This window comes from Streptomyces sp. NPDC056628 (assembly GCF_042792555.1).
Taxonomy (GTDB): Bacteria; Actinomycetota; Actinomycetes; order Streptomycetales; family Streptomycetaceae; genus Streptomyces.
In genome coordinates this window covers 96,981-120,682 of sequence record NZ_JBHTWG010000018.1, presented here as the reverse complement: position 1 = coordinate 120,682, position 23,702 = coordinate 96,981, and the positions used below count along the sequence as shown (strand labels likewise).

At 72.0% G+C, this 23,702-nt stretch carries 21 protein-coding genes; 11 read left to right on the top strand and 10 right to left on the bottom strand.

Going from position 1 to position 23,702, the window contains the following annotated elements:
- Positions 1–49 precede the first annotated feature (49 nt).
- The 4 genes from ACFRAC_RS22220 to ACFRAC_RS22205 all read right to left on the bottom strand — a co-directional run bounded on the left by ACFRAC_RS22220 (position 50) and on the right by ACFRAC_RS22205 (position 4,188).
- On the bottom strand, positions 50–1,399 hold the full coding sequence (locus ACFRAC_RS22220; RefSeq protein WP_382926253.1) for a hypothetical protein: 1,350 nt from the start codon (positions 1,397–1,399) through the stop codon (positions 50–52).
- A complete protein-coding gene (locus tag ACFRAC_RS22215; RefSeq protein WP_382926251.1) occupies positions 1,381–2,121 on the bottom strand; it encodes an ABC transporter ATP-binding protein in 741 nt (246 codons plus the stop codon). Before ACFRAC_RS22215 ends, ACFRAC_RS22220 begins: the two co-directional genes overlap by 19 nt.
- Before the next feature lie 181 nt (positions 2,122–2,302).
- On the bottom strand, positions 2,303–3,667 hold the full coding sequence (locus tag ACFRAC_RS22210) for an aspartate aminotransferase family protein (protein WP_382926247.1): 1,365 nt from the start codon (positions 3,665–3,667) through the stop codon (positions 2,303–2,305).
- Between the two features lie 2 nt (positions 3,668–3,669).
- Positions 3,670–4,188, bottom strand: a complete 519-nt coding sequence (locus tag ACFRAC_RS22205) for an Lrp/AsnC family transcriptional regulator (protein ID WP_361346996.1) — start codon at positions 4,186–4,188, stop codon at positions 3,670–3,672.
- A 182-nt stretch (positions 4,189–4,370) separates the two neighbouring features.
- Here ACFRAC_RS22205 and ACFRAC_RS22200 point away from each other — a divergent pair, with 182 nt between their 5' ends.
- The gene (locus tag ACFRAC_RS22200; protein WP_382926244.1) at positions 4,371–5,810 is read left to right on the top strand and encodes a gamma-aminobutyraldehyde dehydrogenase; all 1,440 of its coding nucleotides are present in this window, start codon (positions 4,371–4,373) and stop codon (positions 5,808–5,810) included.
- 342 nt (positions 5,811–6,152) lie between these two features.
- Here the strand turns inward: ACFRAC_RS22200 and ACFRAC_RS22195 are convergent, their stop codons facing one another.
- The gene (locus ACFRAC_RS22195) at positions 6,153–7,505 is read right to left on the bottom strand and encodes a diacylglycerol/lipid kinase family protein (RefSeq protein ID WP_382926241.1); all 1,353 of its coding nucleotides are present in this window, start codon (positions 7,503–7,505) and stop codon (positions 6,153–6,155) included.
- A 130-nt stretch (positions 7,506–7,635) separates the two neighbouring features.
- Here ACFRAC_RS22195 and ACFRAC_RS22190 point away from each other — a divergent pair, with 130 nt between their 5' ends.
- Complete coding sequence (locus tag ACFRAC_RS22190) at positions 7,636–8,172, top strand: hypothetical protein (RefSeq protein WP_382926239.1); 537 nt, start codon at positions 7,636–7,638, stop codon at positions 8,170–8,172.
- Here ACFRAC_RS22190 and ACFRAC_RS22185 read toward each other — a convergent pair.
- From ACFRAC_RS22185 to ACFRAC_RS22175, 3 genes are all read right to left on the bottom strand, one after another.
- The gene (locus ACFRAC_RS22185; protein WP_382926235.1) at positions 8,162–9,322 is read right to left on the bottom strand and encodes a serine hydrolase domain-containing protein; all 1,161 of its coding nucleotides are present in this window, start codon (positions 9,320–9,322) and stop codon (positions 8,162–8,164) included. The genes ACFRAC_RS22190 and ACFRAC_RS22185 overlap by 11 nt on opposite strands.
- A gap of 163 nt (positions 9,323–9,485) precedes the next feature.
- Positions 9,486–10,208 (bottom strand): glycerophosphodiester phosphodiesterase, encoded by a 723-nt coding sequence (locus ACFRAC_RS22180; protein ID WP_382926233.1) that lies wholly within the window; start codon positions 10,206–10,208, stop codon positions 9,486–9,488.
- 17 nt (positions 10,209–10,225) lie between these two features.
- Positions 10,226–11,287 (bottom strand): adenosine deaminase, encoded by a 1,062-nt coding sequence (locus ACFRAC_RS22175; protein ID WP_382926230.1) that lies wholly within the window; start codon positions 11,285–11,287, stop codon positions 10,226–10,228.
- A gap of 156 nt (positions 11,288–11,443) precedes the next feature.
- On the opposite strand from ACFRAC_RS22175, the gene ACFRAC_RS22170 reads away from it, so the two are divergent.
- Complete coding sequence (locus tag ACFRAC_RS22170; RefSeq protein WP_382926228.1) at positions 11,444–12,193, top strand: DUF4190 domain-containing protein; 750 nt, start codon at positions 11,444–11,446, stop codon at positions 12,191–12,193.
- 24 nt (positions 12,194–12,217) lie between these two features.
- Here the strand turns inward: ACFRAC_RS22170 and ACFRAC_RS22165 are convergent, their stop codons facing one another.
- The gene (locus ACFRAC_RS22165) at positions 12,218–12,787 is read right to left on the bottom strand and encodes an NADAR family protein (RefSeq protein ID WP_382926225.1); all 570 of its coding nucleotides are present in this window, start codon (positions 12,785–12,787) and stop codon (positions 12,218–12,220) included.
- Positions 12,788–12,985: 198 nt separating this feature from the next.
- Between ACFRAC_RS22165 and ACFRAC_RS22160 the strand changes: the two genes are divergently transcribed.
- The 8 genes from ACFRAC_RS22160 to ACFRAC_RS22125 all read left to right on the top strand — a co-directional run bounded on the left by ACFRAC_RS22160 (position 12,986) and on the right by ACFRAC_RS22125 (position 22,891).
- Positions 12,986–14,521, top strand: a complete 1,536-nt coding sequence (locus ACFRAC_RS22160) for a gamma-aminobutyraldehyde dehydrogenase (RefSeq protein WP_382926222.1) — start codon at positions 12,986–12,988, stop codon at positions 14,519–14,521.
- Positions 14,522–14,570: 49 nt separating this feature from the next.
- Positions 14,571–15,818, top strand: coding sequence for a spermidine/putrescine ABC transporter substrate-binding protein (locus ACFRAC_RS22155; protein WP_382926220.1), 1,248 nt, complete (start codon positions 14,571–14,573; stop codon positions 15,816–15,818).
- Positions 15,819–15,822: 4 nt separating this feature from the next.
- Positions 15,823–16,992: an ABC transporter ATP-binding protein gene (locus ACFRAC_RS22150; protein WP_382926216.1), complete on the top strand. Its 1,170-nt coding sequence runs from the start codon at positions 15,823–15,825 to the stop codon at positions 16,990–16,992.
- Positions 16,992–17,927, top strand: coding sequence for an ABC transporter permease (locus ACFRAC_RS22145; protein ID WP_382926212.1), 936 nt, complete (start codon positions 16,992–16,994; stop codon positions 17,925–17,927). Before ACFRAC_RS22150 ends, ACFRAC_RS22145 begins: the two co-directional genes overlap by 1 nt.
- Entirely contained in the window at positions 17,927–18,727 is an 801-nt protein-coding gene (locus ACFRAC_RS22140) for an ABC transporter permease (protein ID WP_382926210.1), read from the top strand. Before ACFRAC_RS22145 ends, ACFRAC_RS22140 begins: the two co-directional genes overlap by 1 nt.
- A gap of 22 nt (positions 18,728–18,749) precedes the next feature.
- The gene (locus ACFRAC_RS22135; RefSeq protein WP_382926207.1) at positions 18,750–20,177 is read left to right on the top strand and encodes an NAD(P)/FAD-dependent oxidoreductase; all 1,428 of its coding nucleotides are present in this window, start codon (positions 18,750–18,752) and stop codon (positions 20,175–20,177) included.
- Positions 20,178–20,310: 133 nt separating this feature from the next.
- Complete coding sequence (locus ACFRAC_RS22130; protein WP_382926204.1) at positions 20,311–20,769, top strand: hypothetical protein; 459 nt, start codon at positions 20,311–20,313, stop codon at positions 20,767–20,769.
- A gap of 328 nt (positions 20,770–21,097) precedes the next feature.
- The gene (locus ACFRAC_RS22125) at positions 21,098–22,891 is read left to right on the top strand and encodes a chitinase (protein ID WP_382926201.1); all 1,794 of its coding nucleotides are present in this window, start codon (positions 21,098–21,100) and stop codon (positions 22,889–22,891) included.
- Here the strand turns inward: ACFRAC_RS22125 and ACFRAC_RS22120 are convergent.
- Positions 22,830–23,693, bottom strand: coding sequence for a phosphatase PAP2 family protein (locus ACFRAC_RS22120; protein ID WP_382926198.1), 864 nt, complete (start codon positions 23,691–23,693; stop codon positions 22,830–22,832). The two genes, ACFRAC_RS22125 and ACFRAC_RS22120, sit on opposite strands and share 62 nt — an antisense overlap.
- Positions 23,694–23,702 lie beyond the last annotated feature (9 nt).

Here is a 23,702-nt window from a genome sequence, read left to right as displayed (position 1 = left end):
GCCCCGCGGAACTCATCGCCGCCCGGGATTCCTTTTCCGACGGTGGGGGTCAGCGGGTCAGGGGCAGCGCGGCCAGCTCGGCCACGACCAGGGTCAGCGGGCCGAAGACGGCGAGCAGGGCACCGGCGCGCAGGGCCGCCGCGCCGCGCAGCGTCCCCGCCGGGGCGCCGAGGCGCAGCAGGGCCTCCGTGGTGTCGGCGCGGTCCTGCCGGGCCTCGACGGCGGCCGTGAGCAGCGTGGCCACGGCACAGCCGACGACCACGGCGGCGCCCAGCGCGGTGAGCGGACCGACGGAGCCGGGGTCCGGCAGCGGGGTCATGGCGTACGCCGCCGAGGCGACGGCGCACACGACGCCGAGGGGGCGTCCGATCCGGGTGGCCTCCGCCATCAGGCCCCGGCCCGCCAGCAGCCGCAGCGCACCGGGGCGCAGGGCCTGCAGCACCAGGCCGCACAGGTGGGCGACTCCGGGGGCGGCCAGCGCGAGGCCCACCGCCGTGAGCAGCCAGCCCACCAGCACCCCGGTGGGGCCGGCCGGCAGTGCCGCGGGCAGGGCTGGACCGCCGTCGTCCGCCGCGCCGGCGGCGTACGTCTCCACGGCCAGGCCCGCGGCGAGCACCGCCACGCCCCATGGCAGGCCCTTGGGCGCCGGGCGCGGCTCCGGCAGCGCGGGGAGTCCGTCCGGGGCGGGCTCGGCCGGGGGCGCCTCGACGGCCACGGTGCCGTTCGCGGGCTCCGGCTCCTGATCGGGGCGGGGCGTGCCCCGCACGGCCTCGCGCACCCGGGCGCCGAACCGGCCGGAGGACGCGGAGGTCTCCGGGGCGGCCGGGCGCCCGGTCGCCCCGAAGCGGCCGTACGACCGCCTGGCGCCGCCGTCGGGTGCGGGGCCGAGCCCCTTGGGCCGCAGGACGAACGCCACACTGGCCGACGCGATCGCCGGCACCAGGGCCAGCAGGGTCAGGGAGCCGGGCACCGGCAGCGGGGTGCCCGCCGCGAGCGCCTCCGAGGCCGCCCCGTCGAACGGCATGCCGGTGAGGTCGCCCCGCAGATGAAGGAAGACCAGCAAGGCCAGCATCGAGCCGAGGACGCAGGACAGGGCCGTGGTGCTGGCCGAGACCAGCATCAGGCGCGCCGGGCCGAGGCCGACCGCGGCGAGGCCGGGACGTGGCCGGGTGCCGGGGTCGGTGCGGGCGACGGCCACCGCGAGGTGGACGGTCGCGGCGAGCGGGGGGAGGCACCAGGCGAGCCGCGCGGTCGCCTCGGCGGGGGAGTCGGGGTGGGACAGGGCGTAGCCCAGGGCGCACAGCAGCAGGAAGCCGGTGCCCGCCGAGGCCGCCGTGACCAGCAGGCGGCGCAGCTGGACGGCGGGCCGGGCGCCGCGGGTCAGGCGGAGAGCGAGCACGCCGCCTGACCTTCCGTGTCGGGGACGGGAGGCAGGTGCACGGTGTTCACGCGCCGTCCGTCGAGCAGGGCGATGGTGCGGTCGGCGAACGTCGCGCACTCGGTGTCGTGGCCGGTCAGGACGACCGTGATGCCGTGCGAGCGGGCCGCCGTCGTCAGGGTGCGCAGCACCTGGGTGCGGTCGGCGCGGTGCAGGGGTGCCGTCGGCTCGTCGGCGAAGAGCACCTGGGGCGCGGGGGCCAGGGCGCGGGCGATGCTGACGCGCTGGCGTTCGGCCCGGACCAGCTGGTGCGGGCGCTTGCGGGCGGCGTCGCCGACGTCCAGGCGCTCCAGCCACTCCAGCGCGGCCGTCTTGGCGTGGCGCCGGCCGGTGCCGCGCAGCATCAGGGGCAGGGCGGTGTTCTCCCAGACGTTCAGTTCGGGGACCAGCGAGGGGGTGGGGCCGATCCAGGCGAAGCGGTCGCGGCGGAGCCGGTCGCGGGCCTGCGCCCCCATGGTGTGCACCGGCACGCTGTTGAACCAGACCTCGCCGCCGCCCGCCGGGGTCAGTCCTGACAGACACTGCAGGAGGGCCGTCTTGCCGCTGCCGCGGGGGCCGACCACGGCGAGGATCTCGCCCTCCTGGACCCCGAGCGAGACGCCGCTGAGCGCGGGCGAGCCGTCGTCGTACGAATAGTGCAGGGCGCGTGCCCAGAGCACGTCATTGTCCGGCGGAGCCACCATGGCGTACACCTCGGTTCAGATCCGTAGTTCCCGTGCCGTTCCCCCGTCCGGGGGAACGAAGACAGGGCCGATCGGTTACCAGGCACGCTAAGGACCGGGGCGTCGAACGTCGGACAGCACGCGGCGGGGGTGCACCCTTCTCACTCCTACGGGCGCACCCCCGCCGACGGGCCGCGGTGGATCAGAGCTTGGTCCACGCCTCCGAGAGGGTGGCGCGCAGGATCTGCTCGATCTCGTCGAACGTCCTCTGGTCCGCGATCAGCGGCGGGGCCAGCTGGACGACCGGGTCGCCGCGGTCGTCGGCACGGCAGTACAGGCCGTTCTCGAAGAGCTTCTTGGACAGGAAGCCGTACAGGACGCGCTCGGTCTCCTCGTCGTTGAAGGACTCCTTCGTCGCCTTGTCCTTGACCAGCTCGATGCCGTAGAAGAAGCCGTTGCCGCGGACGTCGCCGACGATCGGCAGGTCGTGCAGCTTCTCCAGGGTGGAGCGGAACGCGCCCTCGTTGTCGAGGACGTGCTGGTTGAGGTTCTCGCGCTCGAACAGGTCGAGGTTGGCGATACCCACGGCCGCGGACACGGGGTGGCCGCCGAAGGTGTAGCCGTGCAGGAAGGTGTTGTCGCCCTTGTAGAACGGCTCGGCGATGCGGTCGGAGATGACGCAGGCGCCGATCGGGGAGTAGCCCGACGTCATGCCCTTGGCGCAGGTGATCATGTCCGGCACGTAGTCGAACTTGTCGCAGGCGAACATCGTGCCCAGGCGGCCGAAGGCGCAGATGACCTCGTCCGAGACGAGCAGCACGTCGTACTGGTCGCAGATCTCGCGGACCCGCTGGAAGTAGCCGGGCGGGGGCGGGAAGCAGCCGCCGGCGTTCTGCACGGGCTCCAGGAAGACCGCGGCGACCGTGTCCGGGCCCTCGAAGAGGATCTGCTGCTCGATCTGGTCGGCGGCCCAGCGGCCGAAGGCCTCCGGGTCGTCGCCGTGGATCGAGGCGCGGTACATGTTGGTGTTCGGCACCTTGTGCGCGCCGGGGACCAGCGGCTCGAAGGGGGCCTTCAGGGCGGGCAGGCCGGTGATGGACAGAGCGCCCTGCGGGGTGCCGTGGTAGGCGACCGCGCGGGAGATGACCTTGTACTTGGTGGGCTTGCCGACCAGCTTGAAGTACTGCTTGGCGAGCTTCCAGGCGGTCTCGACCGCCTCACCGCCGCCGGTGGTGAAGAAGACCTTGTTCAGGTCGCCCGGGGCGTGGTCGGCCAGGCGCTCCGCCAGCTCCACGGCCTTCGGGTGGGCGTACGACCAGATCGGGAAGAACGCCAGCTCCTGCGCCTGCTTGAGGGCGGTCTCCGCCAGCTCCGTGCGGCCGTGGCCGGCCTGGACGACGAACAGACCCGCGAGACCGTCCAGGTACCGCTTGCCCTTGTCGTCGTAGATGTAGGTGCCCTCGCCCCGGACGATCGTCGGGACCGGCGAGTTCTCGTACGAGGACATGCGGGTGAAGTGCATCCACAGGTGGTCGTACGCGGTGCGGCTGAGGTCCTTGGTGCTCACGGTTATCGGGTTCCCCACATGTAGGTCTGCTTCTTGAGCTTGAGATAGACGAAGCTCTCCGTCGAACGCACGCCCGGGACAGTCCGGATGCGCCGGTTGATGACGTCGAGGAGGTGGTCGTCGTCCTCGCAGACGATCTCCACCATCAGGTCGAAGGAGCCGGCGGTCATCACCACGTACTCGCACTCGGACATGGCGGTCAGCGCGTCGGCCACGGACTCCACGTCACCCTCGACGTTCACGCCGACCATCGCCTGCCGGCGGAAGCCGACGGTCAGCGGGTCCGTGACGGCGACGATCTGCATGACGCCCTGGTCGAGCAGCTTCTGGACGCGCTGGCGCACGGCGGCCTCGGACAGGCCGACGGCCTTGCCGATCGCGGCGTACGGCCGGCGGCCGTCCTCCTGGAGCTGCTGGATGATGGCGAGGGAGACGGCGTCCAGCTGGGGACCGCCGCCGTTCCTGGACTCGCGGGAGTCCCTGTGCTCTGCGCTTCGACTGGCCACGACGTCACTCTGCACGACGTCTCGACAGTTCCGCAAGGCCGAGGCGATGAAATTCGTTGTTCACGTGCGTGATACCTGCGGATTTCGCAGATGCGGGGGTGGCAGGGGTGTTGAAAACGTCGGCCTGCCGATTAGGGTGGGTGTCTCAGAGAGTGGACCATCGGTACACCAGTGAAGACCCTGACAGGAGGCCGGCAGTGAGCACCGAGCTGCGTCGTCTGCGCAACTACATCGACGGTGAGTTCCGGGACGCCGCCGACGGACGGACCACCGAGGTGGTCAACCCCGCGACGGGCGAGGCGTACGCGACCGCGGCGCTGTCCGGACAGGCGGACGTCGACGCCGCCATGGAGGCGGCGGCGCGGGCCTTCCCGGCCTGGCGCGACGCCACCCCCGCCGAACGCCAGAAGGCCCTGCTGAAGATCGCGGACGCCTTCGAGGAGCGTGCCGAGGACCTGATCGCCGCCGAGGTGGAGAACACCGGCAAGCCGATCGGCCTGACGCGGTCCGAGGAGATCCCGCCGATGGTCGACCAGATCCGCTTCTTCGCCGGCGCGGCGCGGATGCTGGAGGGCCGCTCGGCAGGCGAGTACATGGAGGGCCTGACCTCGATCGTGCGCCGTGAGCCGATCGGCGTCTGCGCGCAGGTCGCGCCCTGGAACTACCCGATGATGATGGCCGTGTGGAAGTTCGCCCCGGCCCTCGCCGCGGGCAACACGGTCGTCCTGAAGCCGTCGGACACGACCCCCGCGTCGACGGTCCTGATCGCCGAGATCATCGGCGCGATCCTGCCCAAGGGCGTCTTCAACGTCATCACCGGCGACCGCGACACCGGCCGCATGATGGTCGAGCACCCCGTCCCGGCGATGGCCTCGATCACCGGCTCGGTCCGCGCGGGCATGCAGGTCGCCGAGTCGGCCGCCAAGGACCTCAAGCGGGTCCACCTGGAGCTGGGCGGCAAGGCCCCGGTCGTCGTCTTCCAGGACACCGACATCTCCAAGGCCGTCGAGGACATCTCCGTCGCGGGCTTCTTCAACGCCGGCCAGGACTGCACGGCCGCCACCCGCGTGCTCGTCCAGGAGTCGATCCACGACGAGTTCGTGCGGGCGCTCGCCAAGGCCGCCGCCGACACCAAGACCGGTCAGCCCGACGACGAGGACGTGCTGTTCGGCCCGCTCAACAACCCGAACCAGCTCAAGCAGGTCGCCGGGTTCATCGAGCGGCTGCCCGCGCACGCCAAGGTCGAGGCGGGTGGCCACCAGGTCGGCGACAAGGGGTACTTCTACGCGCCGACCGTCGTCTCCGGGCTGAAGCAGGACGACGAGATCATCCAGAACGAGGTCTTCGGGCCAGTCATCACCGTCCAGTCGTTCACGGACGAGGCCCAGGCGCTCGAGTGGGCGAACGGCGTCGAGTACGCGCTCGCCTCCTCGGTGTGGACCAAGGACCACGGCCGCGCGATGCGCATGTCCAAGGCCCTCGACTTCGGCTGCGTGTGGATCAACACCCACATCCCGCTGGTCGCGGAGATGCCGCACGGTGGCTTCAAGAAGTCCGGCTACGGCAAGGACCTCTCGGCGTACGGCTTCGACGACTACACGCGCATCAAGCACGTCATGACGTCCCTGGACGCCTGACGCCCGGTTCTCCCCGGCGCGCGACGCGGCCCCGGACCCGGCACACGCCGGGGACGGGGCCGCGCCGTTTCCCGCTCCGGGTCAGGCGTCCGTGCGGAGGGCGAGCCCGGCCACCAGAGCCCCCCGAAGGCCGGCATCGCGAGCCGACAGACGACCGGCGTCAGCCGGCCGGTCACGACGGCGGCGAGCGCCGGGCCGCGCCCCGCGCCGGCCGGCGGCCCCGTAACCGGCCGACGTGACCGGCGGGGATCGCCACCAGCGCGCACGGCACGGCCGCGGCCCGCGGCCGCTGCGCCGCCCCGGAGGGGTCACCGAGGCGCCGGAAGGAGTCGTTCCGGCGAGTCACCCGGTGTGATGCCGGTGATGGACGGCGGTGCGGCCCACCGTCGCCGCCAGCCGGCCCAGCCGGCGCCAGTCGAGGCGGGCCTTGCGGCGGGGGACACCGGGGCGCCGGCGCGGGACGCGGACGCGCAGTGCGCCCGGCTCGACACGGCAGCGCACCGGGGCGGGCAGCATCAGCGCCTCACCGTCGACACCGGCCTCGATCTCGGGGCGGTCGGCGTCCACGACCACCTCGCGCGCGGTGACCAGGGTGAGGCCGTGCGGGCCCGGCGTCAGCAGCAGCGCGGCGGCCTGGGCGGCGCTGTCCACCCGGATGCCGAGGACGCCGAGCACCCCGCCGTCGAGGCGGTCGCGGTAACCGAGGCCGAAGGGGTCGTCGGTGCGGTAGATGTTGTTGCTGATGAGCACGGCCTGCGGGGCGTCGAGCGTGGTGTCCCCGGCACGGGCGGTCAGCCGCGGACCCTCCTCGCCGAGGAGCAGGTCGGGCAGCAGCTCCAGACTCGTGCCGATCTTGGCCTGCCGGTAGCCGGGGTTCTGCACGATGGCCGCGTACGCCCCGAAGGACGCGTTGTTGACGAAGGGCCGGTCGCCGGCGAAGCCGAGGTCGACGCGCAGCTCCACGCCGTCGGTGAGCGCGTCGAGGCAGGTGGAGGGGTCGTCCCGGTCCAGGCCGAGGTCCATGGCGAAGTGGTTGCGGGTGCCGGCGCTGATCACCAGGAACGGCAGGTCGTGCTCGGCGGCGACCGCCGCGACCAGTGCCTGGGTGCCGTCGCCGCCCGCGACCCCGAGCAGGTCGGCCCCGTTCGCGACGGCCTCGCGGGCCAGCGCGGTGACGTCCTGCTGCCGCCCGGGGTCGAGGAGGACGACCTGGGCGCCGAGCCGCTCGGCCTTCTCCTTCAGCTCGAAGCGGCCCACCTTCCCGTCGCCCGAGGCGGGGTTCATGATCAGGAAGGGGCGCCGTACGGGCAGTGCCCTGCGCTCGCGCATCACCCGCACCCGCGAGGGTTCCGTGCTCCCCAGCGCGTACCGCCCGCTCCAGACGGCCACCGCCCACAGCGCCACGGACACGAGCAGGGACCACAGGAGGGTGACCGCGAACAGGGCGACGAGCGCGGCCGGAACGATCACCGCCACCAGCGCGGCGACCCAGCGCACAGGGCCGCGCAGGGTCAGCGTCCACCACAGCGCGACCGTGCTGACGGCCAGGCCGACCGCAGCGGCCACCAGGAGCAGGACACCGACGAAGCCGCCGTGCACCAGGGGCACGAGCAGGGCGAGCCCGGCGGCGACCAGGGCGGCGCGGGCCGCCCATCGCTTCTTCACAAGGGCACGCCCGCTCACGTCGAGGGCCATCGTTCCTCCGTTCGCCCCGTGGACATCGTAGGACCGGTCTGTCTACGGATGCTCGCCGAGGACGCGCTGAACCCCGCCGAGCCGGAACCCACTTTTGAACATGTTCAACTTGGGCGTATGCTCTACGGCCATGAGCGACAGAGCCGCCCTGCTCAAGGGCATCCGTGTCTGGTTGGTCCTCTTCGCCGTCTGCCTGGTGCTCAGCGGCGCCACGGCCTTCCCCCTCGTCCACGAACTGCGCTGGACGGAGGACCTGTTGCGGGCGCTGTCCGTCCACGAGAGCCTGCCCGGCCTGATGGAGTGGATCGAACGGGTCCGGCACGGACTCGACACCGCCGACGCCGAACACCCCTTCCTCCTCTACGGCACGGACTGGCTGGCCTTCGCCCATCTCGTCATCGCGGTCGCCTTCTACGGCCCCTACCGCGACCCGGTCCGCAACATCTGGGTCGTCGAGTTCGGCATGATCGCCTGCGCCGGCATCATCCCGCTCGCCCTGATCTTCGGGCCGATCCGGGGCATCCCGCTGTGGTGGTCGGTGATCGACATGTCGTTCGGCGTCGTCGGGGTGATCCCGCTGTACGTCGTGCGCCGCAGGATCAAGCGCCTGGAGGCGCTGGCAGGGGCACCCGTCCCCGGGGCCCCTGCCGCCGCCGTCAGCGGTTGAACGCGGGGAAGGCGAAGCGCTGGGCGATGGCCAGGCCGTCGCCCTTCGCGTCGGTCGACCCGACCGAGTACACGACGGTCCGCGACAGGTCGCGAGTGGCCGCGACCACGGTGTGGTAGCCGGGCCGCGAACCCGTCTTGCCCCAGATCACCTTGCCGTTCAGCTTGAAGCGCTCCAGGCCGGCGCCCATGGTGGCGCCGTCGACGTCCGGAACCGTGAACATCTCCTCGAGCTGCGGCTCGGGCACCACCCGGCCGCGGAACAGGGCGACCACGAGCCGCTCCAGATCGGCCGTGGTGGAGATCAGATCACCGGCCGCGAACCGGTCGCTCATGTTCCACTCGGTCACGTCGACGAGCCGCCCGTCGATCCAGTCGTAGCCCCGGTTGTGCGGACCGTGGATACGCGGGTCGGGTCCGGCCGGGAAGGACGTGTGCCGCATGCCGAGCGGACGGAAGATCCGCACGGCCGCCTGATGGGCGTACGAGTCGCCGGTGACCTTCTCGATCAGCAGGCCCAGCACGGTGTAGTGGATGTTGCCGTACCGCTGGAACTCTCCCGGCGCGTGCTCCGGATCGGGACCTTTGGCCACCGACGCGGCCACGACTTCCCGGGGAGTCAGCGTCTCGAACCGGTGCGCGTAGCCGGTGTCGACGTCGTCGCCGAGGGAGGCGCCCGGCTCAAGACCACTGGTGAAGTTCAGCAACTGCCGTACGGTGATGGGCGCGAAGTCGTCGGTGAGCAGACCGGGCAGATACCGCTGCACGGTGCCGTCGAGCGAGATCCGCCCCTCCGCCGCCAGTTGCAGCACGATCGCCGCCGTGACGATCTTCGTCGTGGAACCGGCCCGGAAACGGGCGTCCTCCAGGGCGGGCGCCCCCGACCTGATGTCCCGCACGCCCGCCACCCCGTGCCAGCTGCCCTGTCCGCCCACGCGGATCAGCGCGGCCGTGGCGTCACGGTCGGGCAGCCCCTTCAGCGCCGCGCACAGGGCTTCGACGTCGGGGCCGTGCGGGTCGGCGGCCTCGACCGCCCGCGCGGAGCACGACGAGGAGACGGGCCGGGCGGACGCGGTGCCGGCCAGCGGCAGTGCGGTCAGGGCGAGGGCGAGCGCGGAGGTGACGAGCGCGGGGAACGGGCGTACGGGCATCTGCTGCTCCTGGGCGACGAGTGGACCGGGGGTCCGGCGGACGGTGCGTGATCATCGTCGGGCCGGACCTGCCGGAGCCGGATCGTCGGCGAGGAGGGCCGGGACCCTGAGCGGGCCCCGAGCAAATGCCCTCGGCGGCAAGGGCGTTGATGGGGGATGGCCCCTACGGGCGTCCGCGTCCGCGGGTGTGCCCGGACCGGCAGCCACGCTCGCGCTCGGCCAGCAGGACGTCCACGCGGTTCGTCGTGACCGAGTCCACGCCGGCGTCCAGCAGGCGGCGCATGGAACGCCGGGTGTCCGGGGTCCAGGCGGACAGGAGATACCCGGACCGGTGGACCCCCTCGGCGAGCGCGTGATCCACCAGGCCGAAGCGGTAGTTGAGCCAGCGCGGCCGGACCGCGTCCAGCAGACCGGCCCGCGGCGGCGCCTTCGTCGTCCAGGTCAGCGCGATCTCGGCGGCCGGGTCGGCGGCCCGGACCGCGAGCATGGCGGGGGCGCCCGCGCAGTAGTACACCCGGTCCTGCGCGCCGCACGCGCGCACGACCTCCACGATCCGCCGTACCGCCCGCGGCTCGGGGGCGCCGGGCAGGTCGAGCATCACCCGGCTCCCCTCGGACACCGCGAGCGCCTCCTCCAGGACGGGCACCCCGCCTTCGGTCAGGCCCCGCACCTCCGCCGCCGACAGGGAGAGCAGCGGCCGGTCCCGCCCCCAGAGCCGTTCCAGCGTCGCGTCGTGCAGCAGCACCGGCACCCCGTCCCGGGTGAGCCGTACGTCGATCTCCACCGCGTCCGCGCCCAGGGCGAGCGCGGAGCGCAGCGAGCCGAGCGTGTTCTCGCGGACGCGGTAGGGGTCGCCGCGGTGGGCGACGGCGGTCACGTGATCCATGGGGCCATTGTGGTCGCTCAGGGCGCGAGCCACCCGCTCGTATAGGTGTCGATCTCCGCGGCGATCCGCGCCTTGCCGGCCTCGTCCAGGAACGACGCGGTCACGGCGTTCTTCGCCAGGTCGGCCAGGCCGCGCTCGTCGAGGCCGAGGAGACGGGCGGCGACGGCGTACTCGTTGTCGAGGTCGGTGCCGAACATCGGCGGGTCGTCGGAGTTGACCGTGACGAGCACCCCCGCCTCCACGAACCGCGGAAGCGGGTGCTCCTCGATCGTTCGCACCGCGCGCGTGGCGATGTTGGACGTCGGGCACACCTCGAGCGGGATCCGGTGCTCGGCGAGGTGCGCGAGCAGTTTCGGGTCCTGCGCGGCACTCGTGCCGTGGCCGATGCGCTCGGCGCGCAGCTCGATGAGCGCGTCCCAGATCGTCTGCGGGCCGGTCGTCTCCCCGGCGTGCGGCACGGAGTGCAGCCCGGCCGCGATCGCCCGGTCGAAGTACGGCTTGAACTGCGGCCTCGGCACCCCGATCTCCGGGCCGCCGAGCCCGAAGGAGACCAGGCCCTCCGGGCGCAGCCGGTCGTCGGTCGCGAGCCGCACGGTCTCCTCCGCCGACTCCAGTCCGGCCTCGCCGGGGATGTCGAAGCACCACCGCAGCACGGTCCCGAACTCGGCCTCGGCCGCCTTGCGGGCGTCCTCGATCGCCTCCATGAAGGCCCGCTCGTCGATGCCGCGCCGGGTGGAGGAGAACGGCGTGATCGTCAGCTCCGCGTAGCGCACCTGCTGCCGGGCCAGGTCACGTGCCACCTCGTAGGTCAGCAGCCGCACGTCCTCGGGGGTGCGGATGAGGTCGACGACGGACAGGTAGACCTCGATGAAGTGGGCGAAGTCGGTGAAGGTGAAGTAGTCGGCCAGCGCCTCGGGGTCGGTGGGGACCCGGGAGTCGGGGTGCCGGGCGGCGAGTTCCGCGACGATGCGGGGGGAGGCGGAGCCGACGTGGTGGACGTGCAGTTCGGCCTTCGGCAGCCCCGCGATGAACGCGTGCAGATCGCGTGGAGCGTGGGCGTCGACGAGATGGTCGGTCAAGGTTCCTCCCCGGAACGGCGTCCGCGCGGCCGGGGTGCCGGCGACGGGACGCGGGTGATCGGCTGATCGGTGACTCGCGATCATCGTAGGCCGGGGCCACGGCCGACAGGGCCGGGCCTTAGCATGACGGCACGTACGACTGAGGGGGTTCCGCGCATGTCCGAGGACACGCAGCCGCCGGTGGCGCCGGAAGGCCCCGGGGTGCCCGAGGACGGGGCCGCGGTCCCGAAGACCTCGCTGGAGAAGACACAGAGCCCCGCCGCGCCGGCGGCGGACGAGCGGGACCCGTGGCCGCCGCCCGCGCCGGACGGACCCGGACACACCGTCGCCGCGAACGAGCCGCCGGCCTGGGTCGGTCCCACCGTGCACGATCAGCGGACGATCGCCGCCGTGCCCACCCCGGGCGGCCCCGGGCAGCCGGGCGCGTCGCCCTGGGCGCACCCCGCGGCGCCCGGTCCCGCGCCCGACCCCTTCGCGCCCCCGGCGGACACCGGCCCCTACGGCTCGTACGGCGAGCCCGTCCCGCCGCCGCCCATCGGCCCCGAGGGACCCGGACAGGTGCCGTACGGCTATCCCGGCCACCTGGGTGGCCCGGTGCCCGGCCCGATGCACGGGCCCGCCGGCTACTCCTACGGCTGGCCGGGGATGCACCACCCCCTGCCCAGCAACGGCATGGGGACGGCCGGACTGGTGCTCGGCATCATCTCCGCGGCGATCTTCTGCCTGTGGCCGATCGCCATCGTCCTCGGTGTGCTGGCGGTGATCTTCGGCGCGATCGGGCGCGGCAAGGCACGCCGCGGCGAGGCCACGAACCCCGGGCAGGCGCTCGCCGGGATCATCTGCGGTGTCGTGGGCATCGTCCTCGGCGTGGGCCTGCTGACGATCACCGTCTTCGCGAACCTGTAGCCGCCGGCCACCGCGAGACACTCCCTACGGGGTGTCCGCGGCGCCCCGCAACCGCTCGCGCGCCTCCATCAGGGCGAACCCGAGCAGGTTCGGGCCCTTCCAGCGCTCGGGGTCGGAGGCGCCCTCGTCGGTCGCGGCCAGTCCTATGCCCCACACCCGGTCCACCGGGCTCGCCTCCACCAGGACCTGGTCGCCGGTGCCGAGCAGGAAGCCGCGCGGCTCCGGGTGCGCGGCGAACTTGTGGAGGGAGCCCTCCACGACGATGCGGAAACGCTCCCGCGCCCACACCGCGTCGTCGAACCCGCGCACCAGCCGGCCCGCCTTCTTCGCCTCGGCGGGATGGTCCGCGGCCAGCGCCCGCCGCTCCGCCTCCGCGTCCCCGAACAGCCGGGCCTTGCCCGCCATCATCCAGTGCTCGGCCGTCGCGTACCGCACGCCGTCCACCGTGAACGGCGACGGCCACCACTGGCTGAGACAGCTCGCTCCGGCACGTCCGTCCGGCAGCGGCCGGTGCCCCCAGAAGTGGAGGTACTCGACCCTCGCCCCCGAGCGGACCTCCTGTTTCAGGACATCCCAGGAATCGATCTTCGCCATGTGCCCGAGTCTGGCACGCACCACCGACAATCCGTCCTCGGTTTTCCATGCCGACTCGACACCTGGTCGACAGATTCCGTCGCGTAACCAAATGGCAACAACGGAATCACTTGTTGGAGTCCACCTGCTCTGTCAGGATCGGCACTCAATTCGAGCCTGAGCCACGCCGGCCCCACTCCGGGGCACGGAGGGAGCGACATGCACAACCCGGGCAACCCGACCCCGGAACGATTCCCGGCCCAGGACCGCTTCGCCGACGGCGCCCAGTTCATCGCGGGCCGCCCGGCGAAGGGGACCTCGGGGCGCACCCACGCCGTGGTCGACCCCGCCACGGGCGAGGAGGTGTACACCTACGACCTGGCCGGAACCGACGACGTCGACGCCGCCGTCGCCGCCGCGCGCGCCGCCTTCCCCGGCTGGTCGGGTGCCACCCCGGCCGAGCGGTCCGACGCCCTGCACCGCTTCGCCGCCGTCCTCGCCGAGCGCGCCGAGGAGTTCGCCCGCGCGGAGTCCCTCCAGTGCGGCAAGCCGCTGAAGCTCACCCGCGAGTTCGACGTGCCGGGCACGATCGACAACACCGCCTTCTTCGCGGGTGCCGCCCGCCATCTCCAGGGCCAGTCGGCGGGGGAGTACTCCGGCGACCACACCTCCTACGTACGGCGTGAGCCCATCGGCGTCGTCGGCTCGATCGCCCCCTGGAACTACCCGCTGCAGATGGCGGCCTGGAAGATCCTCCCGGCGATCGCGGCGGGCAACACCGTCGTGCTCAAGCCGGCCGAGCTCACCCCGCTCACCTCTCTGCTGTTCGCGCGGGCCGCCACCGACGCCGGCCTCCCCGACGGCGTGATCAACATCGTCACCGGCACCGGCAAGGAGGCCGGCGAGCACCTCGTCGGGCACCCCGACGTCGCCATGACCTCCTTCACCGGGTCCACCGCCGTCGGCCGGCGCGTCGCCGAGATCGCCACCGCCACCGTGAAGCGGATCCATCTGGAGCTCGGCGGCAAGGCCCCCTTCGTCGTCTTCGACGACGCCGACCTGGAGGCCGCCGCGCACGGCGCCGTCGCGGGCTCGCTCATCAACACCGGACAGGACTGCACGGCCGCCACCCGCGCGTACGTGCAGCGCCCCCTGTACGAGGCCTTCGTCGAGCGCACCGCCGCGCTGATGGACGGCGTCCGCCTCGGCGACCCGTTCGCCCCCGGCACCGACCTCGGCCCGCTGATCTCGCACACCCAGCGCGACCGGGTGGCCGGTTTCGTCGACCGGGCGCGGGGCTACGCGCGCGTCGTGACCGGCGGCGAGGCCCCTCAGGGAGACCTCGGGAAGGGCGCGTACTATCGCCCCACCCTCATCGCCGACGCACCGCAGGACAGCGAAGTCGTGCAGTCCGAGATCTTCGGGCCGGTGCTGGTCGTCCTCCCCTTCGACACGGACGAGGAGGGCATCGCGCTGGCCAACGACACCCCGTACGGCCTCGCCGCCTCCGCCTGGAGCCGTGACGTCTACCGGGCCAACCGCGCCACCCGCGAGATCAAGGCGGGCTGCGTGTGGGTGAACGACCACATCCCGATCATCAGCGAGATGCCGCACGGCGGCTACAAGGCGTCCGGCTTCGGCAAGGACATGTCCGCGTACTCGTTCGAGGAGTACACCCAGATCAAGCACGTCATGTTCGACAACACCGCGGTCGCCGCGAAGGACTGGCACCGCACCGTCTTCGGGGACCGATAGCAGCCAGGCCGCCCGACCCGCGGCCGACTCCCGAAAGGGCACCACGCGCATGGAGCAGTACGAGCCCGACCGCCTCTCCCCGCCGCAGGTGGCCGCGATGCGGCGCAGCCTGAGCAACGGCCGGGCCGCCATGACCCGCCGCAGCCTGCTGCGCGCCTCCGCGGGCGGCGCGCTCGCGGTCGGCGGTCTCGGGGCACTGTCCGGCTGCGGCATCCCCGCGGCCGGCGACACCCAGGGCGGCGTCTCGGCGGAGGACCACTCGGCGAAGGAGAAGACCGTCAGCTTCTCCAACTGGACCGAGTACATGGACATCGACGACAGCGGGGGCGAACACCCGACGCTGGAGGCGTTCACGAAACGCACCGGCATCAAGGTGAAGTACACCGAGGACATCAACGACAACACCGAGTTCTTCGGCAAGATCAAGCCGCAGCTCGCCGCGGGCCAGGACACCGGCCGCGACATCGTCGTCCTCACCGACTGGCTGGCCGCCCGGCTCATACGCCTCGGCTGGGTGCAGAAGCTGGACGCGTCCAACCTGCCGCACGCCTTCGCCAACGTGGCGTCGTCGTACCGGAGCCCCGACTGGGACCCGGGCCGCGCCTACTCCTACCCCTGGCAGGGCATCGCGACCGTCATCGCCTACAACAAGAAGGCGCTCGACGGCGTCGAGGTGAAGAGCCTGTCCGACATGCTCGACAACCCCAAGCTCAAGGGCCGGGTCGGGCTGCTCACCGAGATGCGCGACACCATGGGCATGGCGCTGCTCGACATGGACAAGGACCCGCGCGGCTTCACCGCCGACGACTACGACGCGGCGCTCGCCCGGCTCCAGAAGTGCGTCGACAAGGGCCAGATCCGCCGCTTCACCGGCAACGACTACACCTCGGACCTGACCAAGGGCGACCTCGCCGCCTGTGTCGCCTGGGCCGGTGACGTCGTCCAGCTGAAGGCCGACAACCCGGACATCGACTTCGTCATCCCGGACAGCGGCTACATGCTCTCCAGCGACAACATGCTGATCCCCAACAAGGCGCGGCACAAGACGAACGCCGAGCGGCTGATCGACTACTACTTCGAGCCGCAGCCGGCCGCCGAGCTCGCCGCCTACATCAACTTCGTCTGTCCCGTCGACGGGGTGAAGGACGAGCTCGCGAAGCTCGACGAGGACGCGGCGAACAACCCGCTGATCCTCCCCGACAAGGCCATGCAGGCCAAGTCCCGTGCCTTCCGCTCGCTGAGCAGCAAGGAAGACACGGAGTTCGAAGGCAAGTTCGCGAAGCTCACTGGGGCGTGACGAGATGAAGACCACCAAGGACACCACCACGGCCGCCGCCCACGGCGGCGACGTCCGCCTCTCCGGCATCAGCAAGACCTACGGCTCCTTCACGGCCGTCCATCCGCTCGACCTGACCGTGCCCGAGGGCTCCTTCTTCGCCCTGCTCGGCGCCTCGGGCTGCGGCAAGACCACCACCCTGCGCATGATCGCCGGCCTGGAGGAGCCCTCCGCGGGCACCGTCCACCTCGGCGACCAGGACGTGACCGCCCTCCCGCCGTACAAGCGGCCGGTGAACACGGTCTTCCAGTCCTACGCCCTCTTCCCGCACCTCGACATCTTCGAGAACGTCGCCTTCGGTCTGCGCCGGCGCGGCATCAAGAGCGTGAGGAAGCAGGTCGACGAGATGCTCGACCTCGTGCAGCTCGGCGAGCAGGCCCGCAAGAAGCCGCACCAGCTCTCCGGTGGCCAGCAGCAGCGCGTGGCCGTGGCCCGCGCCCTGATCAACCACCCCAAGGTGCTCCTCCTCGACGAGCCGCTCGGCGCCCTCGACCTGAAGCTGCGCCGCCAGATGCAGCTGGAGCTCAAGCGCATCCAGACCGAGGTCGGCATCACCTTCGTGCACGTCACGCACGACCAGGAGGAGGCCATGACCATGGCCGACCAGGTCGCGGTGATGAACGCCGGCCGCGTCGAGCAGCTGGGCTCCCCGGCCGACCTGTACGAGAACCCGCGCACCACGTTCGTCGCCAACTTCCTCGGCAGCTCCAACTTCATCGAGGCCGAGATCGACTCCCGCGGCGGCGACGGCCTGGTCCTCAAGGCCGGCGGCGGCAAGCTGGTGCTGCCGGAGGCCCGCTGTTCCGCGCCGACGACGACCGGCGGCAAGGTGCTGGTGGGCGTCCGCCCCGAGAAGATCTCCCTCACCCACGCCGACGACGCCGGTGAGATACCCGAGGGCCGCAACCGCATCACGGGCCGCATCGCCGACTCCTCCTTCATCGGCGTCTCCACGCAGTACGTCGTCGACAGCCCCGTCTGCCCCGAGTTCGAGGTCTACGCCCAGAACATCGACCGCGACCCGCGGCTCGTGCCCGGGGCCGAGGTCGTCCTGCACTGGAACCCCGCGCACACCTTCGGGCTCGACGCCACCCAGGACATCGACGCCGGCACCGAGGAAGAGGCGGCGGTCTGATGGCGACCCTCACCGAGGCACCCCCGCCTCTCAGCCCCGCGGCCCCCGAGAAGACGCCGAAGCCGCCGCGCCGACGCGGCCGTCTCGTCCCGTACTGGCTGCTGCTGCCCGGCATCCTGTGGCTGCTGGTCTTCTTCGCGCTGCCGATGGTCTACCAGGCCTCCACGTCCGTGCAGACGGGCTCCCTGGAGGAGGGCTACAAGGTCACCTGGCACTTCGCGACGTACTGGGACGCCCTGTCCGAGTACTACCCGCAGTTCCTGCGCTCGGTGCTCTACGCCGGTTCCGCGACCGTCCTGTGCCTGCTCCTCGGCTACCCGCTCGCGTACCTCATCGCCTTCCGGGCGGGCCGCTGGCGGAACCTGATCATGATCCTGGTGATCGCGCCGTTCTTCACCAGTTTCCTGATCCGCACCCTCGCCTGGAAGACGATCCTCGCCGACGGCGGCCCGGTCGTCGGCGCCCTGAACACGCTGCACGTCCTCGACGTCACGAGCTGGCTCGGCATGACCCAGGGCGACCGGGTCCTGGCCACCCCGCTCGCGGTCGTGTGCGGTCTGACGTACAACTTCCTGCCGTTCATGGTCCTGCCGCTGTACACCTCGCTGGAGCGGATCGACCCGCGGCTGCACGAGGCGGCGAACGACCTGTACGCCCGGCCGGTCACCACCTTCCGCAGGGTCACCTTCCCGCTGTCGATGCCGGGCGTCGTCTCGGGCACCCTGCTGACCTTCATCCCGGCCACCGGCGACTACGTCAACGCCGACCTGCTCGGCTCCACGGACACCCGGATGGTCGGCAACGTCATCCAGTCGCAGTTCCTGCGCATCCTGGACTACCCGACGGCCGCGGCCCTCTCCTTCATCCTGATGGCCGCCATCCTCGTCATGGTGACCGTCTACATCCGCAGGTCCGGAACGGAGGATCTGGTCTGATGGCCGTCGTCAACTGGCTCAAGCGGCACTTCGTCGTCATCGCGGGACTGGTCACGCTCGCCTATCTCCTGCTGCCGAACGTCGTCGTGACGGTGTTCTCCTTCAACCGCCCCAAAGGCCGCTTCAACTACGAGTGGCAGGAGTTCTCCACGGACGCATGGCGCGACCCGTGCGGAGTCTCCGGCCTGTGCGGCTCGCTGTCGCTCAGCCTCCAGATCGCCCTCTGGGCGACCGTCGGCGCCACCCTCCTCGGCACGCTGATCGCCTTCGCGCTGGTGCGCTACCGGTTCCGGGCGCGTGGCGCGGTCAACTCGCTGATCTTCCTGCCGATGGCGATGCCCGAGGTCGTCATGGCCGCCTCGCTGCTCACCCTGTTCCTCAACCTGGGCGCCCAGCTGGGCTTCTGGACGATCCTCATCGCCCACATCATGTTCTGCCTCAGCTTCGTCGTGACGGCGGTCAAGGCGCGCGTGATGTCGATGGACCCCCGCCTCGAGCAGGCCGCGCAGGACCTCTACGCCGGTCCCGTCCAGACGTTCGTGCGGGTGACCCTGCCGATCGCGGCGCCGGGCATCGCGGCCGGCGCGCTGCTCGCATTCGCGCTGTCGTTCGACGACTTCATCATCACCAACTTCAACGCGGGATCCACCGTCACCTTCCCGATGTTCGTCTGGGGCTCGGCGCAGCGCGGAACGCCCGTCCAGATCAACGTCATCGGCACGGCCATGTTCGTCATCGCGGTCCTGTTCGTCCTGGCCTCCATGGCCGTCGGGAACCGCCGCAAGAAGCAGAAGGCATAGACCCCTGTAGGGAGTTGACATCATGGCCCCGAGCGCCATGAGTTCTGGAAGTCGCTGGACGAAGTCCCTCTCCGACGCCCAGCCGGTCCCGTACTGGCTGGACGACCCCGGCCGCCCCCGCCCCGAGCCCGCCCTCACGACCGCCGAGACCTGCGACCTGCTGGTCGTCGGCGGCGGGTACAGCGGACTGTGGACCGCGCTGCTCGCCAAGGAGCGCGACCCCGGGCGGGACGTGGTCCTGGTCGAGGGCCGCGAGGCGGGCTGGGCCGCCTCCGGCCGCAACGGCGGCTTCTGCGCCGCCTCCCTCACCCACGGGACGGCCAACGGGCTCGCCCGCTGGCCGCGGGAGATCCACACGCTGGAGCGGCTGGGCGCCCGCAACCTCGACGAGATCGAGCGCGCGGTCACCCGGTACTCCCTCGACTGCGACTTCGAGCGCACCGGCGAGATCGACGTCGCCACCGAGCCGTACCAGGCGCGGGAACTGCGCGCCCGGTACGACGAGCTGCGCGACCGCGGCCTGGACGAGGGCGTCGAGTTCCTGGACGCCGAGGCGGTGCGGGCGCAGGTCGACTCGCCGACCTTCCGGGCCGGCCTGTACGACCGCCGGGGGGTCGCCATGCTCCACCCGGCGAAGCTGGTCCGGGGCCTGAAGCGGGCCTGCCAGGACCTCGGCGTGCGCGTCTACGAGCACACCCCGGCCCTGGACCTGAAGCCGTACGGCGCCGGCATGGCCGTCCGCACGCCCTACGGCCGTATCCGCGCCCGCCGCGTCGCGCTCGGCACGAACATCTTCCCGAACCTGGTCCGCCGGGTCCGCTCCTACACCGTCCCGGTCTACGACTACGCCCTGATGACCGAGCCCCTCACCGAGGACCAGCTCGCGTCGATCGGCTGGAAGAACCGCCAGGGCCTCGGGGACTCGGCGAACCAGTTCCACTACTTCCGGCTCTCCGCCGACAACCGCGTCCTGTGGGGCGGCTACGACGCCGTCTACCCGTACGGCGGCCGGGTGCGCTCCGAGTACGACGACCGCCCGGAGACGTACGCCAAGCTGGCCGGGCACTTCTTCACCTGCTTCCCGCAGCTGGAGGGCCTGCGCTTCACGCACGCCTGGGGCGGCGCGATCGACACCTGCTCGCGCTTCTCGGCGTTCTTCGGCACCGCCCACCGGGGCAGGGTGGCGTACGCGGCGGGCTACACGGGTCTCGGCGTCGGTGCGACCCGGTTCGGCGCCGACGTGATGCTGGACCTGCTGGCGGGGGAGCGCACCGAGCGCACGGAGCTGGAGATGGTGCGCAGGAAGCCGCTGCCCTTCCCGCCGGAGCCGTTCGCCTGGACCGGCATCGCGCTCACCAAGTGGTCGCTGGCCCGCGCGGACACGCACGGCGGGCGGCGCAACCTGTGGCTGCGGACGATGGACCGGCTGGGCCTCGGGTTCGACAGCTGACGCCCGCGCCCGACGATCTCCATGTGACCCGCGTCACCCATAAGGGGCGGGGAAACCGCGTAATGCCCGCCGATGACCTCCCTCTCCCCCGTGACGCGATCGGGCGTCCAGGACGAACAGGGAGGTCATCGTCATGACAGGGGCCAAGACGGCGGTCGAGTGGCTGGCATCGGTCGCACCGGATCCCGAGAGCTGCCGCCGGGAGTGGGAGCGCAATCCGCTCGGGGTGGCGCTGCTGCCGGCCGGGCGGGCCTGGGACGTGCTCATCCTCCCGGCCGAACTGGGCTATCCCACGCTCGACGTGCTCACCCGCATCCTCGACCGGCCGGGCCCGGTCCTGGTCGACTTCGGCGACGCGCGCATGGGGTTCTTCGTGCCGCCGGGCACCGCGGCACGCTGGCTCGGCACCGGGATCCGCACCGCCGGGGCGGGCACCTGGATCGTCGTGCCGTATCCGGGGCGGGCCTCGGGCGGTGTCCGCTGGCTGGTGCCGCCGGACGGCGGAGGCACCCTCACCGACCCGTCCCTGCTCGAACTGGCCATGCACGAGGCGGTCGCGGGGCTCGCCCGGCGGACCGAGAGGGAGCGCTAGGGCGTGTTTCGAAAGTCCCGTCTGGTCCGCGACGCCTGGCACGGCGCCTCGCCGCGTTGTCGGGATCGTCCGCGTACGCCCAGTACGCGGACGACCCTCCGCCTTGCGATGCACCGCGCCAGACGCCGCGGACCCCGCCCTTCGGGCGGACGACGCTACTTTCGAAACACGCCCTAGGGGGCTCGTCGATCACGCCGGGCTCCCGACGTCCGGCGCCACTGATCGACGAGGCACCCCCTGACCTACGGCACCCCTTGACACGGCGGATTGGTCTGGACCAAGTTGGGGGCGGCTCCCTCCTCCAACTCCCCCCTGCCCGGAGGCACTTGTGGACCGCTCCAGACCCCTCGCCCTCCTCGTCGCCGCGGCACTGACCCTGCCCGGCCTCACCGCGCTCTCGTCGGCCGCCCGTGCGGCCGACGCCGACCTCGTCCGCAACGGCGGCTTCGAGTCCGGCCTCGACGGGTGGACCTGCACGGCGGGCACGGCCGTCGACTCGCCCGTCCGCAGCGGCCGTTCCGCCCTCCAGGCGACCCCGGCCGGCAGCGACAACGCCCGCTGCGCACAGACCGTGACGGTGAAGCCGGACTCGGCGTACACGCTGTCCGGATACGTCCGCGGCGCGTACGTGTACCTCGGCGCCGACGGCACCGGCACCACCGACGTCTCCACCTGGACCCAGTCGGCCCCGACCTGGCAACGGCTCACCACGACCTTCCGCACCGGCCCCTCCACCACCCGGGTCACCCTCTACACCCACGGCTGGTACGGCACCGGCGCCTACCAGGCCGACGACATCTCCCTGATCGGGCCGGGCGGCGACGCGACCCAGCCGCCGGCGCCCCCGGCCGGCCTCACCGCCGGGTCCGTCACCTCCTCCAGCGTCACCCTCGCCTGGTCGGCGGTCCCCGGCGCGACCGGCTACGCCGTCTACCGCGACGGCGCCAAGGTCCGCACGGTGACCGGCACCTCGGCCACCGTCACCGGGCTCTCACCCGCGACCGCGTACGCCTTCCAGGTCACCGCGCTCAACGAGGCCGGCGAGTCCGCACGGTCCGCCACGGTGACGGCCACCACCACCGAACCGACCGGCGGCGGCGACGGCGGCCTCCCGGCGCACGCCCTCGTCGGCTACCTCCACGCAAGCTTCGCCAACGGCTCCGGCTACACCCGGATGGCCGACGTCCCCGACAGCTGGGACGTCATCGACCTGGCCTTCGGCGAACCCACCTCGGTCACCTCCGGCGACATCCGCTTCGACCGCTGTCCCGTCACCGAGTGCCCGAACGTGGAGAGCGACGCCGAGTTCAAGGCGGCGATCAGGGCCAAGCAGGCGGCCGGCAAGAAGGTGCTCATCTCCATCGGCGGCCAGAACGGCCAGGTGCAGCTCACCACGGCGGCCGCACGGGACACCTTCGTGTCCTCCGTCTCGAAGATCATCGACGAGTACGGCCTCGACGGGCTCGACATCGACTTCGAGGGCCACTCCCTCTCCCTGAACGCCGACGACACCGACTTCCGGAACCCCAGGACCCCGGTGATCGTCAACCTCATCTCGGCGCTGAAGACCCTCAAGGCCAAGTACGGCGACGACTTCGTGCTGACCATGGCCCCGGAGACCTTCTTCGTCCAGCTCGGCCACCAGTACTACGGCACCGGCAAGTGGGGCGGCCAGGACCCGCGCGCCGGCGCCTACCTCCCCGTGATCCACGCCCTGCGCGACGACCTGACGCTGCTGCACGTCCAGGACTACAACTCGGGTCCGATCATGGGCCTGGACAGCCAGTACCACTCCATGGGCGGCGCCGACTTCCACATCGCGATGACCGACATGCTGCTCACCGGCTTCCCGGTCGCGGGCGACGCGAACAACGTCTTCCCGCCGCTGCGCCCGGACCAGGTGGCGATCGGCATGCCGGCCACGCCCAACGCGGGCAACGGGCACGTCCCCCCGGCCGAGGTCACCAAGACCCTCGACTGCCTGACGAAGCGGACGAACTGCGGCTCGTACGCGACCCACGGCACCTGGCCGGCGCTGCGTGGCCTGATGACCTGGTCGGTCAACTGGGACCGGTTCGGCGGCTGGGAGTTCCAGCGGACGTTCGACGGCTACTTCGGCTGAGGAACAGCCACAGCGCCGCGAGCAGCAGCGTGCCCAGGCACCAGCTGGCCAGGACGTCCAGGGGCCAGTGGTAGCCACGCCGGGTCAGCCCGAACCCGACGCCGAGATTCAGCGCGGCGCAGAGGACGAGGAGGGCCCGGCGGGTGCTGGCGGACCGCAGCAGCGGCAGCAGGAGCAGGGTCGCGGCCCCGTAGGCGATGGCGGCCGTGGCCGTGTGCCCCGACGGGTAGTAGCCGGTGGCGGGCGGCACGGCCGGGGTGCCCGGGCGGTCGGTGAGCACCTTGAGCGGGATCACCACCACCGGGACCAGCGCCATCAGCAGGGCGGCGGACACGCCGGGCAGCCACCAGTGGTCCGTACCGGCGCGGCGGTGCCGCCAGGTGACGTGGCCGAGGGCGGCCAGCAGGACCGGCACGGCGACCTGGACGTTGCCCAGATCGGCCAGCAGTTCGGAGAGGCGGCCGGGACGCACGAGGGCCCGGCTGGCGGCCTCGTCGAGACCGACCACCGGGCCGTCCGTCACCACCTGCCAGGTGATGAGCGCGAAGAACAGGGCGGGAAGCCCGAGAAGGAGAAGGAAGGAGGTCGGCCGCCCGGGAACAGGGGGGGTGGTTCCGGGGCGGCCGTCCGGATCGGATGGTCGCGCGCCCCGGGGGGTTTGGGGCGGGCGACTGTCCGATCGGTGAGGAGATCCGGAGCCGGAGGCGCCGGTTGTGTGCGCGAGGGCACGACCAGGTCGAAGCTGGGGAGGCCCCGGCCTGGCGTCGCCCAGAGTCCCCTCCGGGCGGGGTGTATCTCTCATCTGGTGAGA